Genomic DNA, 17662 nt, shown 5'->3' with positions numbered 1-17662 from the left:
CGGCAGCTTGTGTCTAGAGAAGGGAATAGAATCTGGGGTGAGAGCGGTGAATGGCAGGTTGTTCGGCAGCAGTGTTGATAAGCACGTGTAGCAGCAGAACCGCCATTCACCTCTCCGCTCTGGCTACAAGCCCGAACAGTTGAACGAGCCTACCTCGAACATCACAAGCATGGGCATCACCAGAGTGCTCTCATCCTTGAGTGTAAGAGGTGTTCCCCATGATTTCCTGGCTCGGTATCGACGTCGCTAAATCCTCCCTCGCCGTTTGGCTTCACCCCCAAGACATCAGCTTCAATGTCCCCGATAACTCAACAGGTTATGCTCATCTGATCGAGAAGCTGAGCGGTTACGACGTGCAGAAGGTTTTGCTTGAGGCGACCGGTGGCTACGAGCGGGGGGTGATGGCGGCCCTTCGCCTGGCTGGATTTACCGTCGTGCGCGTAAACCCTCGTCGTGCCCGGGCGTTTGCCGAGGCGATCGGTAAGCAAGCCAAGACAGATCCCATCGATGCCCAGGTCCTGGCGCAGTTTGCCGAAACCTTGAAGGCAGCCAAGCCCCAGCAGGATTCGGCGCCGACCCAGTTTCTACGGGAGCTGGTGCAGCAGCGCGAGCGCTTCGTACAGCAACGTGACGACGACAGACGCCGTCTGAAACAGGCCCAATCCCCCAGGATAATCGAGCTGCTGGAAGGCCATATCGCCTTCCTGAAAGCGCAGATCCTGGAGCTGGAAAAGGCCATCGAGCAAACGATGCAGGCGCTCGATGCGCCCAAGGTGGCGCAGCTGACGTCAGTCAAAGGCCTCGGCACGATTACCGCGGCCAGCCTGATGGCTTACCTGCCAGAACTGGGTGAGTTGGACCGGCATCAGATTGCGGGGCTGGCCGGCCTGGCCCCCTATAACAACGACAGTGGCAACTTCCAGGGCAAGCGCAAGATCTGCGGCGGGCGCGGTACGGTGCGGCGGGTGCTGTACATGTCGTGCTGGACGGTCATCCGCTACGACGCCTCGTTCAAGGCGCGTTACGAGGGGCTGCGCGATAAAGGCAAGAGCGCAAAAGTGGCGCTGGTAGCGTGCATGCGGGTGCTGCTGGTCCGGCTTAACGCCATGCTGCGCGACGGCACAGCATGGCGGACGTCATTAACTGGGCAAGACAGTGGCTAGGCGAATCTGTAGCCGCTGCCGCAGGCCGCGTCCTGGAGTAACGCAGGACCGCCGCGGGACGCAGCCTTCGGCAGCTGCTACGCAAATGCGGATACCCCATGGACCGCGTCGCCTGCATCGCAGCCAAGGCCGGCTCCTACCACGAACGGCGTAGGAGCCGACTTTAGTCGCGATGCAGACGACGCCATTTCAAGACAGTTGCTGCTACGGGCTGGGATTAACCCAGGGCGGCCAGGCGCTTGACGATCGCCGCTTCGATGCCGGCCTCGTCCAGCCCGCATTCCGCCAGCATCTGCGCCGGCTTGGCGTGCTCCACGTACACATCCGGCAAGCCCAGGTGCAGCATCGGCTTGAGCAGGTTTTCGGCGGCCAGGAATTCACCCACCGCAGCGCCCGCGCCGCCCATGATGCTGTTTTCCTCGAGGGTGACCAGCAGCTCGTGGCGCGCGGCGATGTCGCGCACCAGCGCTTCATCCAGCGGCTTCACGAAGCGCATGTCGACCACGGTGGCGCCCAGCTTCTCGGCCACCTTCAGGGCCTCGGCCAGTTGCACGCCGAACACCAGCAAGGCGGTCTTGCTGCCTTCGCGGCGAACCACGCCTTTGCCGATTTCCAGCGGCTCAAGGCCCGCCTCGATGGTCGCGTTCGGGCCGGTGCCACGTGGGTAGCGCACGGCCGCCGGGCCCTGGTACAGGTGGCCGGTGGTGAGCATCTTGCGCAGTTCGTTCTCGTCGCTTGGGGTCATGATCACCATGCCCGGAATGCAACGCAGGTACGACAGGTCGAAGCTGCCGGCGTGGGTCGGGCCGTCTTCGCCCACCAGCCCCGCACGGTCGATGGCGAACAGCACGTCGAGGTTCTGCACCGCCACGTCATGAATAAGCTGGTCGTAGGCACGCTGCAGGAAGGTGGAGTAGATCGCCACCACCGGCTTGGCGCCTTCGCAGGCCATGCCCGCGGCCAGGGTCACCGCGTGCTGCTCGGCGATGGCCACGTCGAAATAGCGCTCGGGGTAGCGCTCGCTGAAATCGACCAGGTCCGAGCCTTCCTTCATCGCCGGGGTGATGCCCACCAGGCGTTGGTCGGCCGCCGCCATGTCGCACAGCCACTGGCCGAACACCGCGGAGTACTTCGGCCCCGTGGGTTTCTTCGGCGCGACAGGCGCGTTCAGCGGTTCCAGCTTGGTGATGGCGTGGTAGCCGATCGGGTCGACCTCGGCCGGCGCGAAGCCCTTGCCCTTCTTGGTGACCACGTGCAGGAACTGCGGGCCCTTGAGGTCACGCATGTTGCGCAGCGTGGCGACCAGGGTCGGCAGGTCGTGGCCGTCGATGGGGCCGATGTAGTTCCAGCCCAGCTCCTCGAACAGGGTGCCGGGGACCAGCATGCCCTTGGCGTACTCTTCGGTACGACGGGCGATCTCCCAGGCGCCGGGCAGGCGCGACAGCACTTTCTTGCTGCCTTCGCGCATGCTCGCGTAGGTACGGCTGGAGAGAATCTTGGCCAGGTAGTTGGACAGGCCACCGACGTTGCGCGAGATCGACATGTCATTGTCGTTGAGGATCACCAGCATGTCGGCGTTCACCTCGGGCGCATGGTTCAGCGCCTCGAAGGCCATGCCGGCGGTCAGCGCACCGTCGCCGATCACGGCAATGGCCTTGCGCCCGCTGTTCTGCAGGCGCGCGGCGATGGCCATGCCCAGGGCGGCACTGATCGAGGTGCTGGAGTGGCCTACGCCAAAGGTGTCGTACTCGCTCTCGCTGCGCCGCGGGAAGGCGGCCAGGCCGTCTTTCTGGCGCAGGCTGGCCATGCGCTCGCGGCGCCCGGTCAGAATCTTGTGCGGGTAGGCCTGGTGGCCCACGTCCCACACCAGGCGGTCGTCCGGCGTGTCGAAGACGTAATGCAACGCAATCGTCAGTTCGATGACGCCCAGGCCGGCACCGAAGTGCCCGCCGGTCTGGCCAACGGTATAGAGCAACTCCTGGCGCAGTTCATCGGCCAGGGTTTCCAGCTCGGCTTCACCCAGTCGGCGCAGACCTGCCGGCGTGTCGGCACGGTCCAGCAGGGGCGTCAGCGGGCGTTCGCGGGGAATCTCTTGAAACGTCGTGGGCATCAGGCGAATCGTTATAAATATGAAGTGGCGGCAGTTTAACCTATGCAGCGCCGACTGCCCACGCGATGACGCGTCGGGGAGTCAGCGCCGCTGTTCAACTGCGACGTTCGACAATGTAGCGGGCCAGCTCGCGCAGCGGCTCGGCCGCCTCGTCGAATGGCTGCAAAGCCTCCAGGGCCTGGTCGCGCAACTGCAGCGCATAGGCCTTGGCCATGCCCAGGCCCAGCAGGGCCGGGTAGGTCGGTTTGTCGCGGGCGATGTCGGCGCCCTGGCGCTTGCCCAGGGTGGCGGTGTCGCTTTCCACGTCGAGGATATCGTCCTGGACCTGGAACGCCAGGCCGATCGCCTGTGCATAAGTCTTCAGCGCCTGGCGCTGCGCCGGGTTGGCGCGGCCACTGGCCAGGGCGCCCAGCTGCACGCTGGCTTCGATCAACGCGCCGGTCTTGTGCCGGTGCATCAGCTCCAGCGCGCCCTGGTCGAGCTTCTTGCCTACCGAGCCGAGGTCGATGGCCTGGCCACCGACCATGCCGCCGGGGCCTGCGGCCTGGGCCAGGGCCATGGCCATCTGCAGGCGCACGGCTTCGCCCTGTGGGCTCAGGCGCTCGTCCAGCAGGGCTTCGAAGGCCAGGCTCTGCAAGCCGTCGCCGGCCAGGATCGCGCAGGCTTCGTCGAAGGCCTTGTGGGTGGTGGGCTGGCCGCGGCGCAGGTCGTCGTCGTCCATAGCCGGCAGGTCGTCGTGCACCAGCGAGTAGGCGTGAATCAGCTCCACCGCGCAGGCCGCACCGTTGGCCTGTTCGGCCGGCGCGCCCAGCGCTTCGCAGGCGGCGTACACCAGCAGCGGGCGCACGCGCTTGCCACCGTTCATCACGCTGTAGCGCATGGCTTGGTAGAGGCGCGCCATCTCGGGCACGGGGGCATCGAACAGGCTGTTCAGGGCGCTATCGACGCGCGCCTGGCAGCTGGCCTGGTAAGTGCTGATCATTCGGGTTGTTCCGCATCAAAGGGCTCTTGCGTCAGCTCGCCGTCGCGCTCCAGCAGGATCTGCACCTTCTGCTCGGCCTGGGCCAGGGCGGCCTGGCAGTCGCGGGTCAGGCCGATGCCTTGCTCGAAGGCGGCCAGGGAATCTTCCAGCGACAATTCGCCGGTTTCCAGGCGTTCGACCAGCGTTTGCAGATCGGCCAGCGATTGCTCGAAATCCACGGAAGCTTTCTTACGGGCCATGGCGGCTCTCTCGACAGGAGTTGAAACCGCGCGACACTAGCAGAGCCGGGCGGCATGGGCAAATCAGCGGGTGCAAAACACTGTTGCGTTTCCCTTTACCCGGCTGTCGCAATGGGCTTGTGAACAGGCGGCTCTCGTTTTACTGTATATAAAACCAGTGCAGAGAAAAACCCCCATGCAGCTGATCGAGAAACTCAGCATCCTTGCCGACGCCGCCAAGTATGACGCGTCCTGCGCCAGCAGCGCTGCGCCCAAGCGCAGCTCCGAAGGCAAGGCCGGGCTGGGCGCCACCGACGGCATGGGCATCTGCCACAGCTACACGCCAGATGGCCGCTGCGTGTCGCTGCTGAAAATCCTGTTGACCAACTTCTGCCTGTTCGACTGCCAGTATTGCGTCAACCGCCGCTCCAGTGACGTGCCCCGCGCACGCTTCACGCCGGAGGAAGTGGTGACCCTGACCCTGGACTTCTACAAGCGCAATTGCATCAGCGGGCTGTTCCTGAGCTCGGGAATCATCCGTTCGGCGGACTACACCATGGAACAGCTGATCCGCGTGGCCAAGCTGCTGCGCGAGGAGCACCAGTTCCGTGGCTACATCCACCTCAAGACCATTCCCGAGGCCGACCCGCTGCTGATCGAGGAAGCCGGGCGCTACGCTGACCGCCTCAGCGTCAATATCGAACTGCCTACCGACGCCAGCCTGCAGACCCTGGCGCCGGAGAAACAGGTGGTCTCCATTCGCCAGGCCATGAACACCATCCACGTGGGCCGTGAAGCCGTGGCCAACGAGCCCAAGGCGCCCAGCTTCGCGCCAGCAGGGCAGAGCACGCAGATGATCGTCGGCGCCGACGACACCGACGACAGCACCATCCTGCACAGTGCCGAAAGCCTGTACGGCAACTTCAAGCTCAAGCGCGTCTACTACTCCGCGTTCAGCCCCATCCCCAACAGCCCCAAGAGCGTGCCGCTGGCGGCGCCGCCACTGATGCGCGAGCACCGCCTGTACCAGGCCGACTTCCTTCTGCGCGGCTACGGCTTCAAGGCCGGCGAACTGTTCCAGGGGCCGGGCCACCTGGCGCTGGACATCGACCCCAAGCTGGCTTGGGCCCTGGAGCACCGCGACGTGTTCCCCCTCGACCTCAACCGCGCAGAACCTGCGCTGATCGCGCGCATCCCCGGCATCGGCATTCGCACCACCCAGCGGCTGGTGGAGCTACGCCGGCAACGGCGCATTCGCTATGAAGACCTGACGCGCCTGCGCTGCGTGCTGGCCAAAGCCAAGCCGTTCCTGATCACCAGTGACTACCACCCGCACCAGGCGGAAAGCAGCAGCCTGGCCCTGCGTGAACAACTGCGCGACCGGCCAGCGCCGCAGCAGATGGGGCTGTGGGGATGATCACCCTCGACTGCGACGACCTGTTCGCCACCTGGCGCCAGCAGGCGCGCTGGCTGCTGAGTCATCAGGTGGACCCCAGCGAGGTCAGCTGGGAGGTCGCGGACCTGTTTGCCTCTGATCGGGAATTGCCGGCATCGCCCGGCCCGTTCCAGGCGCGGGTGCCGCTGGCCCTGGCCGAACAGCTGGAAACCGCCGCGCGCTACCGTGGCGAGCAGCGCTGGAGCCTGTTGTACGAGGTGTTGTGGCGGGTCAGCCATGGCGACCGCACGGCCATGCTGCCGGGGGACAAGCTGGGCAGTGAGTTGCACCGGCGCATCAAGCAGGTCTCGCGCGAAGCACACCACCTGCATGCCTTCGTGCGCTTCGTGGCGCTGCCCGCTGCAACCGAGAATGCCGGCCAACCCGAATACGTGGCGTGGCACGAGCCGGCCCATGACATCCTGGAAAGCGCCAGCGCGCACTTCATCGGCCGCATGGGGCGCCACCGCTGGTTGATCGCCACGCCGCGCGACGGCGTGTACTACGATGGAGAGGCTTTGCATTACCAGCGCCAGTGCCCGCCAGCCTGGCAACAGCTGGCGCAGCAGGTGGAAGACCCCCACGGTGAGCTGTGGCTGACCTATTACAGCCACATCTTCAACCCGGCGCGGCTCAACACCCGTGCCATGCAGGGGCACCTGCCCAGCCGGTTCTGGAAGCACCTGCCGGAAGGGGTATTGATACCAGGGCTGATCAGCGAGGCGCGTACCGGCAAGCAGCGGGACGGGCAGGCCAGTGCCATCGGCAGCCGCCAGGGCAAGCGGATACTGCCAGGCCGGTGAGCACTGGTCGACATTTCCACGCTGTGGCCGATTGTTAAACCAGGGGCGAGCCGCTACTCTTCGCGCGCCCTGAAAACGGGCTATCAAAAGTGTCGCCGGACCTGACACCCACCACCACGCATTGCAGGAAGCACACATGCGATTTCTTATCGGGCTGAGCGCCGTGTTCTGGGCGTCCGCCGCCCTGGCCGACACCTCGGCCACGCTTGATGGCCCCACGGGAGGCTGGCGTTACTTCGGCCTGCTCGACCGCTCCGAGAACCCGCGCGTGGCGTATCCCACGCCGCCCATCGACCGTGGCATCCAGCGCAACCGCAGCATGATCGAGGGCCAGATCAAGGCCACCTCCGCGGCGCGCCAGCCTCACACGCTGGCGGTCAACGGCAACGCCCTGAGCCTGTACACCGACGACGATGGTCGCTTCGCCCGGCCCTATGCCTTCGGCGCCGGTTCCAACAGCGTCGAGGTGCGCAGCAGCGAAGGCAAGTCGCTCAAGCGCGTGCAGTTCTACGAAGCCAACGACCAGCGCACGCCAGCGCGCATTCGCATCTTCCTGGCCTGGGACGACCCCAAGGCCGAGCTCGACCTGCACATCATCACCCCAGACGGCCAGCATGCCTTCTACGCCAACCCGGTGCTCAGCAACGGTGGTGGCCTGGACACCGACAGCGTCGACGGCCCGGGCCCGGAAATGTTCACCATGACCGCGCCGATGCACGGCACCTATCTGGTCTACGTCAACTACTGGGGCAACTACAGTAATGGTGGCTATAACTTTGAGGAGCACGGCAACCAGAACGAGGTCATCACCTCGGAGATCAACCTGGTGCTCAACGAAAACACCGTCAACGAAAAGCGCGAGAGCTTCATCGTGCCCTTGCGTGCCATCGGCGACCTGCTGCTGGTCAAGACCTTCACTTATTGAACCCTGCACCGCATGGATGAATCGGGCTTTGCGAACATGAGCGAAACGACAGCTGTACCAGCCGCCACCCCGGCACCCTCCACCGGCAAGCGCCGCAACCTGTTGCTTGCCGTCGGCCTGTGCCTGGTGGCCGCCGTCGCGGGCGGCCTGGGCTGGTACCTGCACAAGCCCAAGCTGCCGGCCATGGCACTGGCCATGGACCAGTTCGGCCTCAGCCGCCCGGACGCGCTGCTGGAAACCCGCTCGCTCAGCCAGTTGCCCCGCGACCTGCTCAGCGTGCCGTTCCTGCGCGAAACACTGACCGAAGACTTCGTCTTCTATTACGAGACCCATGGCGACCGCCTGGGCCTGATCGGCAGCCTGCGGCGCATCATCTACGAGCATGACCTCAAGCTGCAGGACAACCTTATCGAGGCCTTGTTCGACCAGCCGGCCGACGTCGCCTTGTGGCGCGGCGCCGATGGCCGGCTCAAGGACTTCCTGTTGGTGATGGACCGTGGCGGCCTGGCCAAGGTGCTCGAACCGCTGGCCCACGTGGCCCTGGATGACCAGCAGTTGAGCAAGGCCGGCGAGCTCAAGGTGGGCGGCGAAACAGTGCCGCTCTATCGCCTGGCCTACAACGCCAGCAAGTCGCTGTTGTTCGCGTCCCGTGGCGACAAGCTGGTGGTGCTGTCCAATCCGGACAAACTCTATGACCATGACGCCAATGGCGACGTCGCCCCGGGGGCGGTGTCCAGCCAGGCCCTGGCGGCGTTGCTCAGCGGCAACCAGCTGTTCCCCGAGGCGTTTGGCCTGCAACCCATGGAGGCCGGGCTCAAGCAGCGCATCGCGATCAACTCCAGCGTGCTTGCCATGGGCTACCAGCGCTTTATCCCCACGTTTGCCGGCATTCGCCTGGACATGGACGACAAGGGCTGGCACAGCTACCTGGCCCTGGACGAGACCGACAACGCCCCGGACCTCGACTTCAACCCTATCTGGCAAGCCATGCCCGTGGGCGCCAGTGCTTGCGTGGCGTTGCCCTTGGCCACCGAAGCGCAGCAGCCGTTGCTGGTGAAACTGGGGGCTGACGAGCAGACCGCCAAGGTGCTGACCGGCCACATGACCGGGGCAGCCGGCCTGTGCTGGTACCCCGACTCGCACCTGTACACGCCGTTGCTGGTCGCCGGCCTCGACACGGCGGACGGCAGCAAGCTCGACGCCAACCTGGGCACCCTGTTCGGCGGCATGGTGGGCGCCTGGGAAAGCAAGGTGCCCGGTGGCCAGTTCCCGGTCAGCGAGCAGACGCCGCCCCAGGGACACCAGTGGCAGCGCCAGGTCAGTTCCAACTTCGGCCAGTACCGCAACCGTGATGCCGAAAAGCCTGACAGCATCACCGGCAAGGGCTTCTTCAAGGTCAGCCTGGCACGGCATGGTTCGACGCTGCTGTTCTCCCTCGACGACCAGCTGGTGGACAAGGCCATGGGTACCCTGGACAAGCACGTCGCGCCGCTGGCCGACATCGCCCCCAAGGATGCGTTGATGTCCATCTACCTGGGCCCCGATTCCCTGGCGCAGCTGATGCAGCAGGAGACCTTCGACAGCCTGCCCCAGGACATGGAGCCGGTGTTCCGCAACGCCGCCCAGACCCACCTGGTTCCCAAGCTGCAGAAGCTTGCTGGCTACGGCAAATATGCCCTGACCCTGCCCAAGGGCAGCGAGCCCGATGGCCATTGGCAATGGCTGCCCCTGCAATGGCGCGCCCTGTGAAGGCTTTCGGCCTGGCCCTGCTGGCGCTGTTGTTCAGCACCCGGTTGCTGGCCGCGCCCACGCCAGAGCTGGATGCCCAGCAGAGCCAGGTGTTTCGCGCCTGGTTCGTGCGCATTGCCCAGGAACAACTGGTCCAGGGCCCCAGCCCGCGTTGGTACCAGCAGGACTGTGCCGGCCTGGTGCGCTTCGCCGCCAACGAGGCGCTGAAGGTCCATGACGACAAGTGGCTGCGCGCCAACGGCCTGTCCAACCGCTACCTGCCGCCCGAGCTGGCGCTCACCGACGCCCAGCGCGCCCTGGCGCAGCAGTGGCAGCAGGGCGGCGGCAAGGTCGGGCCCTACGTCAACGCCATCAAGCTGATCCAGTTCAATAGCCACCTGGTAGGGCGCGACCTGAACCAGGCGCGTCCCGGCGACCTGATGTTCTTCGACCAGGGTGACGACCAGCACCTGATGATCTGGATGGGCCGCAACATCGCCTATCACACCGGCACCACCACCCCTACCGACAACGGCATGCGCTCGGCAAGCGTGCAGCAACTCATGACATGGAAGGACACCCGATGGATACCCGACGCAGCCAACCCGAATTTCATCGGTGTGTATCGGCTCAATTTCCTCCGATGAGGGCTGCCCTGGTGGTGCGCCTGTGCCTCTGGCTGTTGTGCCTGCTGGCGCCCGTTGGCCTGGTGCAAGCCGACGACTCGGTGCCGGCCAGCGACTACGCGCCGCTGGCCGGTGAAAGCTTCTTCCTGCTGGCCGACAGCAGCTTCGCCACCGACGAGCAGGCCATGGTCCGCCTCGAAGCCCCGGGCCGCGACTACCGCCGGTTCCGCATGGAGCCTTACGGTGGCGCCGACATCCGTGTGTACCGTATCGACCAGCCGCTAGAGTTTCTCAAGCGCCAGAAGAATCTGCACCGGGTTGCCAGCGAGGGCCAATTCAAAGGGGAGGGCCTGTCCAACACCCTGGCCTACTTGTGGGACAACTGGTACCGCAAGTCGCGGCGGGTGATGCAGCGTGCCTTCACCTACGAGTCGCGCAAGGAAGTCACCGACCAGGTGCCGGAACTGAAGATGGGCAACGTGATCGCCGCGCCCACCCAATACGATGCCCAACCGCAGTACGCGCCAATCCCCGGCCTGCCGCTGGTCACCCAGTTCCGCTACCCACTGTGGCAGGCCAAGCCGATCCAGCCGCCCAAGGGCGTCGACCTGGCCGGCTCGTCCAGCGAGTTCATCAGTGTCGCCCCGGGCAACGTTTATATTCCGCTGGGCAAGCTGAAACCGGGGCTGTACTTGGTGGAGGCGCTGATCGGCAAATACCGCGCCACCACCGTGGTGTTCGTCTCCAACACCGTGGCGGTCAGCAAGATTGCCGGTGATGAGCTGCTGGTGTGGGCCGCGCGCAAGCACGAAGGCAACTCGGTGCCCAAGGTCAAGGTGCTGTGGACTGACGGCCTGGGCGTAATGAGCAGTGGCGAGACCGATGCCGATGGCCTGCTGCGGCTCAAGCACGCCAGCCCCGAGCGTTCCTACGTGATCGGCGAGGATGCCGAGGGCGGGGTGTTCGTCTCCGAGAACTTCTATTACGACAGCGAGATCTACGACACCAAGCTGTATGCCTTCACCGACCGGCCGCTGTACCGGCCGGGTGATTGGGTGTCGATGAAAATTGTCGGCCGCGAATTCAAGAACGCTCGCGATTCGGTATCGCCGGCCGCGGGGGCGGTGCATGTCAGTGTGATCGACGCCGCCGGCACCACCCTGCAAGGCTTGGACTTGAACCTGGATGGCAAGGCCGGCACCCAAGGCCGTTTCCAGCTGCCGGACAATGCCGTGGCCGGCGGCTACGAGCTGCGGTTCACCTACCGCGACCAGACCTACAGCAGCGCCTTCCGGGTCGCCGAGTACATCAAGCCGCACTTCGAGATTTCCCTCGACTTGGCCAAGCAGGACTTCCGCACTAACGAACCCGTGAAGGGCAAGCTGCTGCTGATGTATCCCGACGGCAAGCCTGTTGCCAACGCACGCCTGACCCTCAGCCTGCGGGCCCAGCAATTGTCCATGGTGGAAAACGAATTGCAGTACCTGGGCCAGTTCCCGGTGGAGCTGACCAGCACCGAACTGACCACCGACGCCAAGGGCTACGCCAGCGTCGAGTTACCTGCCGCCGAGAAGCCCAGTCGCTACATGCTCACGGTGTTCGCCAGCGACGGTGCCGCCTACCGGGTCAAGACTACCAAGGAAATCCTCATCGAGCGTGGCGCGGCCCAATACCGGCTTGCCGCGCCCGAGCGGTTCAGCGCGGTGGGCGACAAGGTAACCTTCAGCTACCAGAGCGAACAGCCTACGCCCATCAAACCTTCGGCCTACACCTGGGTGCGCCTGGAAGACCAGACTACCGGCGGCGGCACGCTGGCGGCGGGTGACAATGGCTTCAGCCTGGCCTTCGATCGCCCGGGTACCTACAACCTCAGTCTGGTCGACGAGCACCAGCGCATCCTCGGCGCCACTGGCCATTCGGTGACCGGCGACGGCGTCAAGGCCGTGCCGGGCACCGTGGAGATCGTTCTCGACAAGGCCGAGTACAAGGCAGGCGACGAAGCGCTGGCGCTGGTCACCTTCCCCGAGCCGGTCAGCGATGCCCTGCTGTCGCTGGAGCGCGACAAGGTCGAGGCCACGGCGCTGCTCACCAAGGGCGGCGACTGGCTGAAGGTCGACACCATCAGCCCCACCCAGTACCGCGTGCACATCCCGGTGAAGGATACCTTCGCTCCCAACCTGACGTTCTCGGTGCTCTACACCAAGGGCGGCGAATACAGCTTCCAGAACGCCGGCATCAAGGTGGTGGCGCCGCAGATCGACATCGCCATTGCCACCGACAAGGAACAGTACCAGCCGGGCGACACCGTGACGGTCGACCTGGGCACCCAGTACGTTGGCAAGCCGATTCCCGCGCACCTGACGGTCAGCGTCGTGGATGAAATGGTCTATGCGCTGCAACCGGAGATCGCCCCCGGCATCGACCAGTTCTTCTACCACCCACGGCGCAACAATGTACGCACCAGTGCCAGCCTGTCCTTTATAAGCTACGACGTCGCCTTGCCCGGCAGCCCGGCAGCGCCCGGCAAGGCCAACCGCAGCGAGCGCGGCGTGAAGGTGCTGGAACGGCCGCGTCGCGAAGACGTCGACACGGCTGCCTGGCAGCCGGAGCTGGTCACCGACGCTAACGGCCACGCGCGCTTCACCTTCCGCATGCCTGACTCGCTGACCCGCTGGCGCATCACTGCGCGGGCGATTGCCGACGATGGCCAGGTGGGGCAACGGCAGCAGTTCGTGCGCTCGGAAAAACCGCTGTACCTGAAATGGAGCGGGCCAACCCGTTTCCGCGCCGGCGACCATCCCGACCTGGGCCTGTTTGCCTTCAGCGCGGCTGAGCAGCCGGCGAAGGCTGACTTGCTGGTGCACGCCTTCGGCCAGGAGCAGCGCCTGCCGCTCACGCTCAACAAAGGCATCAACTACATCCCGCTCCCCGCCTTGGGCAACACCGCGCAAGCCGGCAGCGCCGACCTGAGCGCTGAACTGCAGCAGGAGGGCAAGACCCAGGATGCCCTGGCAGTGCGCATCGATACCGTCGCCGACGGTTGGCAGACCGTGCACACCCAGGCACTGGACGTCAGCGCCGGGGACATCCCGCTGACCCTGCCACTGGATGCCAGCAACCTGCGCCTGCGCCTGGATGACAGCCCGCAGGCGCTGTTCCGCGCCAGCCTCGACGACCTGCTCGAATACCCGTGGGGTGGGGTGGAGCAAACGGCCAGCCAGCTGTTGCCGTTGAGCATCGCCTATCCTTCGTTGACTGCTGACATCAGCGTGCGTGACCGCTTGCGCCTGATCCTGCAGAACAGCCGCCTGCGCCTGATCCAGATGGCCGGCCCGGAAGCGGCGTTCACCTGGTGGGGGGAGGACCTGGCACCGGACGCCTTCCTCACCGCCTACGCCTACTATGCCGACTGGCACGCCAGCAAGGCGCTGGGCCTGAGCCTGCCGCCAGACCACTGGCAGCGGGTGATGGACGTGTATGGCAAGCAGGCCTCGACCACGCCGCTGCTGCAACGGGCGCTGATCCTGTCGTTCGCCCGGGAAATGCAGTTGCCGGTCAACACCTTGATCAGCGGCCTGATGGACGAGCTGGCCAAGGCCGGCCCGGGGGCCAATGCCAGCCTGCTCGATGACGGTGAGGACAGCGTCGTCATGGGCGCGCCCGACTCGGCCCTGGGCCTGGCCAGCGCGCGCGTGCTGACCGCCGCCTTGGCCCAGCAGAACAAGGTCAGCCAGCCTGAAGCCTTCACTCGCCAACTGGAGGATGCCCGCCAGCGCGTGGCCACCAGCGGCCAGCCGTTCGCCGCGGCACTCGACCTGTCGCTGAAACCGATCAATGCCGACCAGGCGCGTGACTTGCTGCAGCGCCTGCTGCCGCAGCAGTCCACCCTGGAGCGCGCGCTGGCGCTGACCTGGCTGCAGAATGCCCTGGCCCAGGCGCCCAAGGGCAGCCCGCTGGCGCCCGGTGCGGACTGGCACCCGGAGCAGGGCACCACCGGCAGCGCATTCTGGCAGTGGCAGGGCAAGGCGGTGCCGACCGTGCTCAACTTGGGCGGCACCAGCGAGCGCCCCGTGCGTGCGCTGTTGACCTTCAATAGCAAGCAGGCCACGCCTGACGACCTGCCCGTGGTGGTCAAGCGTCGCCTGCTGCGGCTGGTGCCAGGCGACGAAGCGTTCACCTTCAAGCTGGAAACCGTCGGCGACAAACCGTTGGCCAGCGACAGCTTGTACCTGGATGAGATCACCATCAGCACCAAGGGCCAGCCGCTGCGCTACGGTATGCTCGAAGTGCCGCTGCCGCCGGGGGCCGACGTCGAGCGCACCACCTGGGGTATCAAGCTGACGGGGCAGGGCGCTGCCGATGCCGCGCCGCTGGAAAAGGCGCGCTTCGAGCCGGGGCAACTGGCCTACGGTATTGCCGTGGATAGCCTTAGCGGGGAACTGCGTTTCCGCCACCTGGTGCGCTTCTCGCAGAAGGGTCAGTTCAACCTGCCGCCGGTGCGCTACACCCAGCTGTACGCACCCCAGCACAAGGCTGAAGAGAGGAAAGCGGCGCTTGGGCAGGTCACGGTCAAGTGATGCGCTTCTATATAGGTGTGGTGCTGTGCCTGTGCTCGCTGATGTCGCAGGCAGGGGAGGCGCCGTTGCGCCTGGCCTGGTTGAATGGGCAGGGCTATGAACTGGTGCAGTTCAACCGTACCCAGCTCGTCAGCCGCGAGCCCTTGGCCGGCGACCTGCAAACTCCGCTGGGCAGCCTGTGGAAGCTGTTCGTCTACGCCTGGCTGGTGGACACTGACCGGCACGAGGCGGCCTACGACTGCCAAGGCCAGGATCGCGACGAGGTCTATTGCTGCACGCCAGGCGGGAGCATCGCGCGGGACCAGGCGTTGGTGCACTCCTGTGGGCTGTACTTTGCCCCCGCGCGCTTGCACATAGACCCGTCCCAATGGCGCAGCTACTGGCAGGCGCGCAACGCACCCGCCTGGCTGGCCGACATTGTCCAGCTGCAACCCCAGACCCGGGTGCCGGTCGCCCAGTTGCTCGACAGCCTGCGCGCGTTGCCGGCCCAGCAGCAGGCCAGGCAGTTGTTGCTGGATGTGGTGCTCGATGCTGGCGATGGCCAGGCAGTGGGCAGCCTCGGTGGGCGCTTGCGGGTCAAGACCTGGAGCTGGCTGGCCGATGGAGACGCCAAGGCGCGGCAGGGTGGCTTTGCCGGGTGGTTGCAGGATGGCACGCCCGTGTGGGCCGGGGGGCCGGGCACCAGCCAGATGGTCCTTCGCCATTACGCCGATGTGCTCGGTGGCTTCCTGCCCGCGCCTTGGCCCCTGGACGCTGGGCGTTGCGTGGAGGTTGAGCTGTTTGCCCGGTACCCCCTCAAGAGCGTACTTGCCGCTACCGGCAGTCCAGCCCCTGACGGAGTGCTGCAGGGGCATTACCGTGCTGTCTTCAGCAACGGCAATGACCTGGACATCGACAGCAGCGGCGACCTCTACCTGCAACATGGCAAGGGCGAACCACGGCTTGTCGCCCGGCTGGATCGCGAAGAGTACGTAGCCCGGGTGCTACAGCGCGAAGCGAAGAGCCAGCCAGCGGAAGCGGCAAAAGCGTTGGCGGTGGCGATTCGTACCTACCTCTTGCAGAACGCCGGGCGCACTGGCGACTGCCTGAGCATCGAGGACAGCAGCAGTCGCCAACGGGTAGCGCCGCGCGCGGCCAGCGAAGATGCCCGTCGCATGGTCGCCTGGACCAGCGACCTGGTGCTGGCCGGCAGCCCGGTCACCTATCACTCCGACACGCCGGGGCCTGACAAGCTGTCCTGGGCCCAGGCGGTGCAGCAGGCTGATAGCGGCCTGCGCTACGACACTATCCTGCAGCGTGCTTACCCCCGCGCAAGCCTCAGTCGTTGGGACAATCCCGTGGCATCCTGCGAAACCCTGCCCGCTGCCCAAACCTGGCTGATGAACCAGCGCCGTCAGTGGCGGCCTACGCTGGATAGCGAAGTGGGCTACAACGAAATCAGCACTTTTGCCGTATGCCGCCTGGGGTACGGGCGCCCGTACGTGGACCGTGAGCGCCAGCGCATCTATGTGCGCGGGGTGCTCACCCTGCAGGACCGGCTCGACCTGACTCATGAATACCTGCACCTGGCGTTTGAAGCCCACCCCAACGGCCAGGACGAACCCTACATTGAAGGGCTTGCCCGCCACCTGCTCCTGGACTAGGCCATGACACCGCGTATCTCAACTATCGCCCTGTTCCTTGGCGCCGTGCTGGCGCTACCGGCGGCCCGTGCCGACAACCCCATCAGCTTGAGCACGCCGGTAGGCGGCTGGCGCAGTGGCAGTCCCGAAGGCGAGCACTTCCGCCAGACCGTCAACTATCCAGCTTCGTCGGTCAACACGCCGTCGGACCAGGCGGACACCGCGCGCATCATGGGCGACATCAAGGGCATGCCGAAAAGCGCCGACCAACCAGGCAAGGTCATCGTCAATGGCGTGGCCATGCCGTTGAAACTGGATGGCAACGGGCACTTCGACCGACCGTTCTCGTTTCCCAGTGGCACCAACAGTGTCGAAGTACGCAGCCCCGACGGCCAGCAGAAGCGTCGCGTGCAGTTCCTCAACACGGGCAGCGCCAGCCCGGCGAAGCTGCGCATCCTGTTGTCATGGGACAGCGATAACACCGACCTCGACCTGCACGTCATCACGCCGGACGGCGCACACATCTGGTACGGCGACCGTACTGCACCCAACGGTGGCTCGCTGGACGTGGACGTCACCACCGGCTACGGCCCGGAGATCTTCGCCATGCCGGCGCCGGAGCGAGGCCAGTACCTTATATATGTAAACTACTTCGGTGGTGGCTACCGCGCCGACGATGACGAGGAAGGCGGACAGGAGAACGCGGTAAAGCCGCTGACCACCGCCCAGATCACCGTCATCACCGAGGAGGGCACCCCAAGCGAGAAAATGGAAACCTTCATCGTCCCCATGCGCGCCCCTGGCGAACTCACCCTGGTCCACAAGCTCAACTACCCCTAGGAGCATCCCCAACCGCGTGCCATGCACCAAAGCGCCCCGGGAGATACCACTGACATAACTGGCCCGAAACAAACGGGTAGCACCGGCCGGAGGCCGGGTCGCGCCGCGCGGGCGGCGCTCGATGTCGTGAGGCATGAAACCTTCAAGGCATGCACCTGGTGGCCTTCATGCGGTGGCTCGCGGGGAAGCTTTTGACTTTAAAGACAATTCCTCGAAATTAACCCTTGACCTCCCTTCGAATCTCTCTATAATTCGCCCCACTTCCGGCGCAACCGAAACGGAAAACTCCTTGAAACTCAACGAGTTAACCGAAGTAAGCAGCTCCGAAGGGTTTCGATCTTAACGTCGAAAGCGGTGAAAAAGGCAGTTGACAGCAACGCAAGTTGCTGTAGAATTCGCCTCCCGCTAACGAGAGATCGAAGCGAGCCAAGTGGTTGAAGTTGTTAGAGATTCTCTGAAAAACTTCAAAATAAACGCTTGACAGACTCTGAGGAAAGCGTAGAATGCGCGCCTCGGTTGAGACGAAAGAATCAACCAGCCGCTCTTTAACAATTGAATCAAGCAATTCGTGTGGGTGCTTGTGACTCAGACTGATAGTCAAAAAGATTATCAGCATCATAAGTTACTCCACGA

Annotated in this window: 12 protein-coding genes; 9 read left to right on the top strand and 3 right to left on the bottom strand. The window is 65.0% G+C overall.

The features are described 5' to 3' along the window. Positions 1–218: 218 nt before the first annotated feature. Positions 219–1163 carry an IS110 family transposase gene (locus AC0Z2B_RS31770; RefSeq protein WP_476302060.1) on the top strand — a complete coding sequence of 315 codons (945 nt, stop codon included), beginning with the start codon at positions 219–221 and terminating at the stop codon, positions 1161–1163. Between the two features lie 217 nt (positions 1164–1380). Here AC0Z2B_RS31770 and dxs read toward each other — a convergent pair whose 3' ends face one another. The 3 genes from dxs to AC0Z2B_RS31755 all read right to left on the bottom strand — a co-directional run bounded on the left by dxs (position 1381) and on the right by AC0Z2B_RS31755 (position 4494). Further along, positions 1381–3273: a 1-deoxy-D-xylulose-5-phosphate synthase gene (gene dxs, locus AC0Z2B_RS31765; RefSeq protein ID WP_476302058.1), complete on the bottom strand. Its 1893-nt coding sequence runs from the start codon at positions 3271–3273 to the stop codon at positions 1381–1383. Positions 3274–3367: 94 nt separating this feature from the next. Then, positions 3368–4255, bottom strand: a complete 888-nt coding sequence (locus AC0Z2B_RS31760; protein ID WP_416427091.1) for a polyprenyl synthetase family protein — start codon at positions 4253–4255, stop codon at positions 3368–3370. Then, complete coding sequence (locus AC0Z2B_RS31755; RefSeq protein WP_027982047.1) at positions 4252–4494, bottom strand: exodeoxyribonuclease VII small subunit; 243 nt, start codon at positions 4492–4494, stop codon at positions 4252–4254. Before AC0Z2B_RS31755 ends, AC0Z2B_RS31760 begins: the two co-directional genes overlap by 4 nt. 175 nt (positions 4495–4669) lie before the next feature. Between AC0Z2B_RS31755 and AC0Z2B_RS31750 the strand changes: the two genes are divergently transcribed. The 8 genes from AC0Z2B_RS31750 (at position 4670) to AC0Z2B_RS31715 (ending at position 17029) form a co-directional block, all read left to right on the top strand. Then, positions 4670–5890, top strand: coding sequence for a putative DNA modification/repair radical SAM protein (locus AC0Z2B_RS31750; RefSeq protein WP_416427090.1), 1221 nt, complete (start codon positions 4670–4672; stop codon positions 5888–5890). After that, on the top strand, positions 5887–6711 hold the full coding sequence (locus AC0Z2B_RS31745; RefSeq protein WP_476302056.1) for a TIGR03915 family putative DNA repair protein: 825 nt from the start codon (positions 5887–5889) through the stop codon (positions 6709–6711). Before AC0Z2B_RS31750 ends, AC0Z2B_RS31745 begins: the two co-directional genes overlap by 4 nt. Before the next feature lie 136 nt (positions 6712–6847). Then, complete coding sequence (locus AC0Z2B_RS31740) at positions 6848–7636, top strand: YfaP family protein (protein ID WP_476302054.1); 789 nt, start codon at positions 6848–6850, stop codon at positions 7634–7636. 36 nt (positions 7637–7672) lie between these two features. Continuing rightward, a complete protein-coding gene (locus AC0Z2B_RS31735) occupies positions 7673–9385 on the top strand; it encodes a DUF2138 domain-containing protein (RefSeq protein WP_476302052.1) in 1713 nt (570 codons plus the stop codon). Further along, complete coding sequence (locus AC0Z2B_RS31730; RefSeq protein WP_476302051.1) at positions 9370–10011, top strand: DUF1175 domain-containing protein; 642 nt, start codon at positions 9370–9372, stop codon at positions 10009–10011. The genes AC0Z2B_RS31735 and AC0Z2B_RS31730 overlap by 16 nt, the downstream gene beginning before the upstream one ends. Beyond that, positions 10008–14567, top strand: a complete 4560-nt coding sequence (locus AC0Z2B_RS31725) for an alpha-2-macroglobulin family protein (protein ID WP_476302049.1) — start codon at positions 10008–10010, stop codon at positions 14565–14567. Before AC0Z2B_RS31730 ends, AC0Z2B_RS31725 begins: the two co-directional genes overlap by 4 nt. Beyond that, positions 14567–16210, top strand: coding sequence for a DUF2300 domain-containing protein (locus AC0Z2B_RS31720; RefSeq protein ID WP_476302047.1), 1644 nt, complete (start codon positions 14567–14569; stop codon positions 16208–16210). Before AC0Z2B_RS31725 ends, AC0Z2B_RS31720 begins: the two co-directional genes overlap by 1 nt. A 3-nt stretch (positions 16211–16213) precedes the next feature. Next, positions 16214–17029, top strand: coding sequence for a YfaP family protein (locus tag AC0Z2B_RS31715; protein WP_476302045.1), 816 nt, complete (start codon positions 16214–16216; stop codon positions 17027–17029). The last annotated feature ends 633 nt before the right edge of the window (positions 17030–17662 follow it).

Source organism: Pseudomonas sp. GYB4201 (assembly GCF_056312595.1).
Note: the sequence above shows the minus strand (reverse complement) of the source record. Positions and strands in the feature narration are given on the sequence as shown.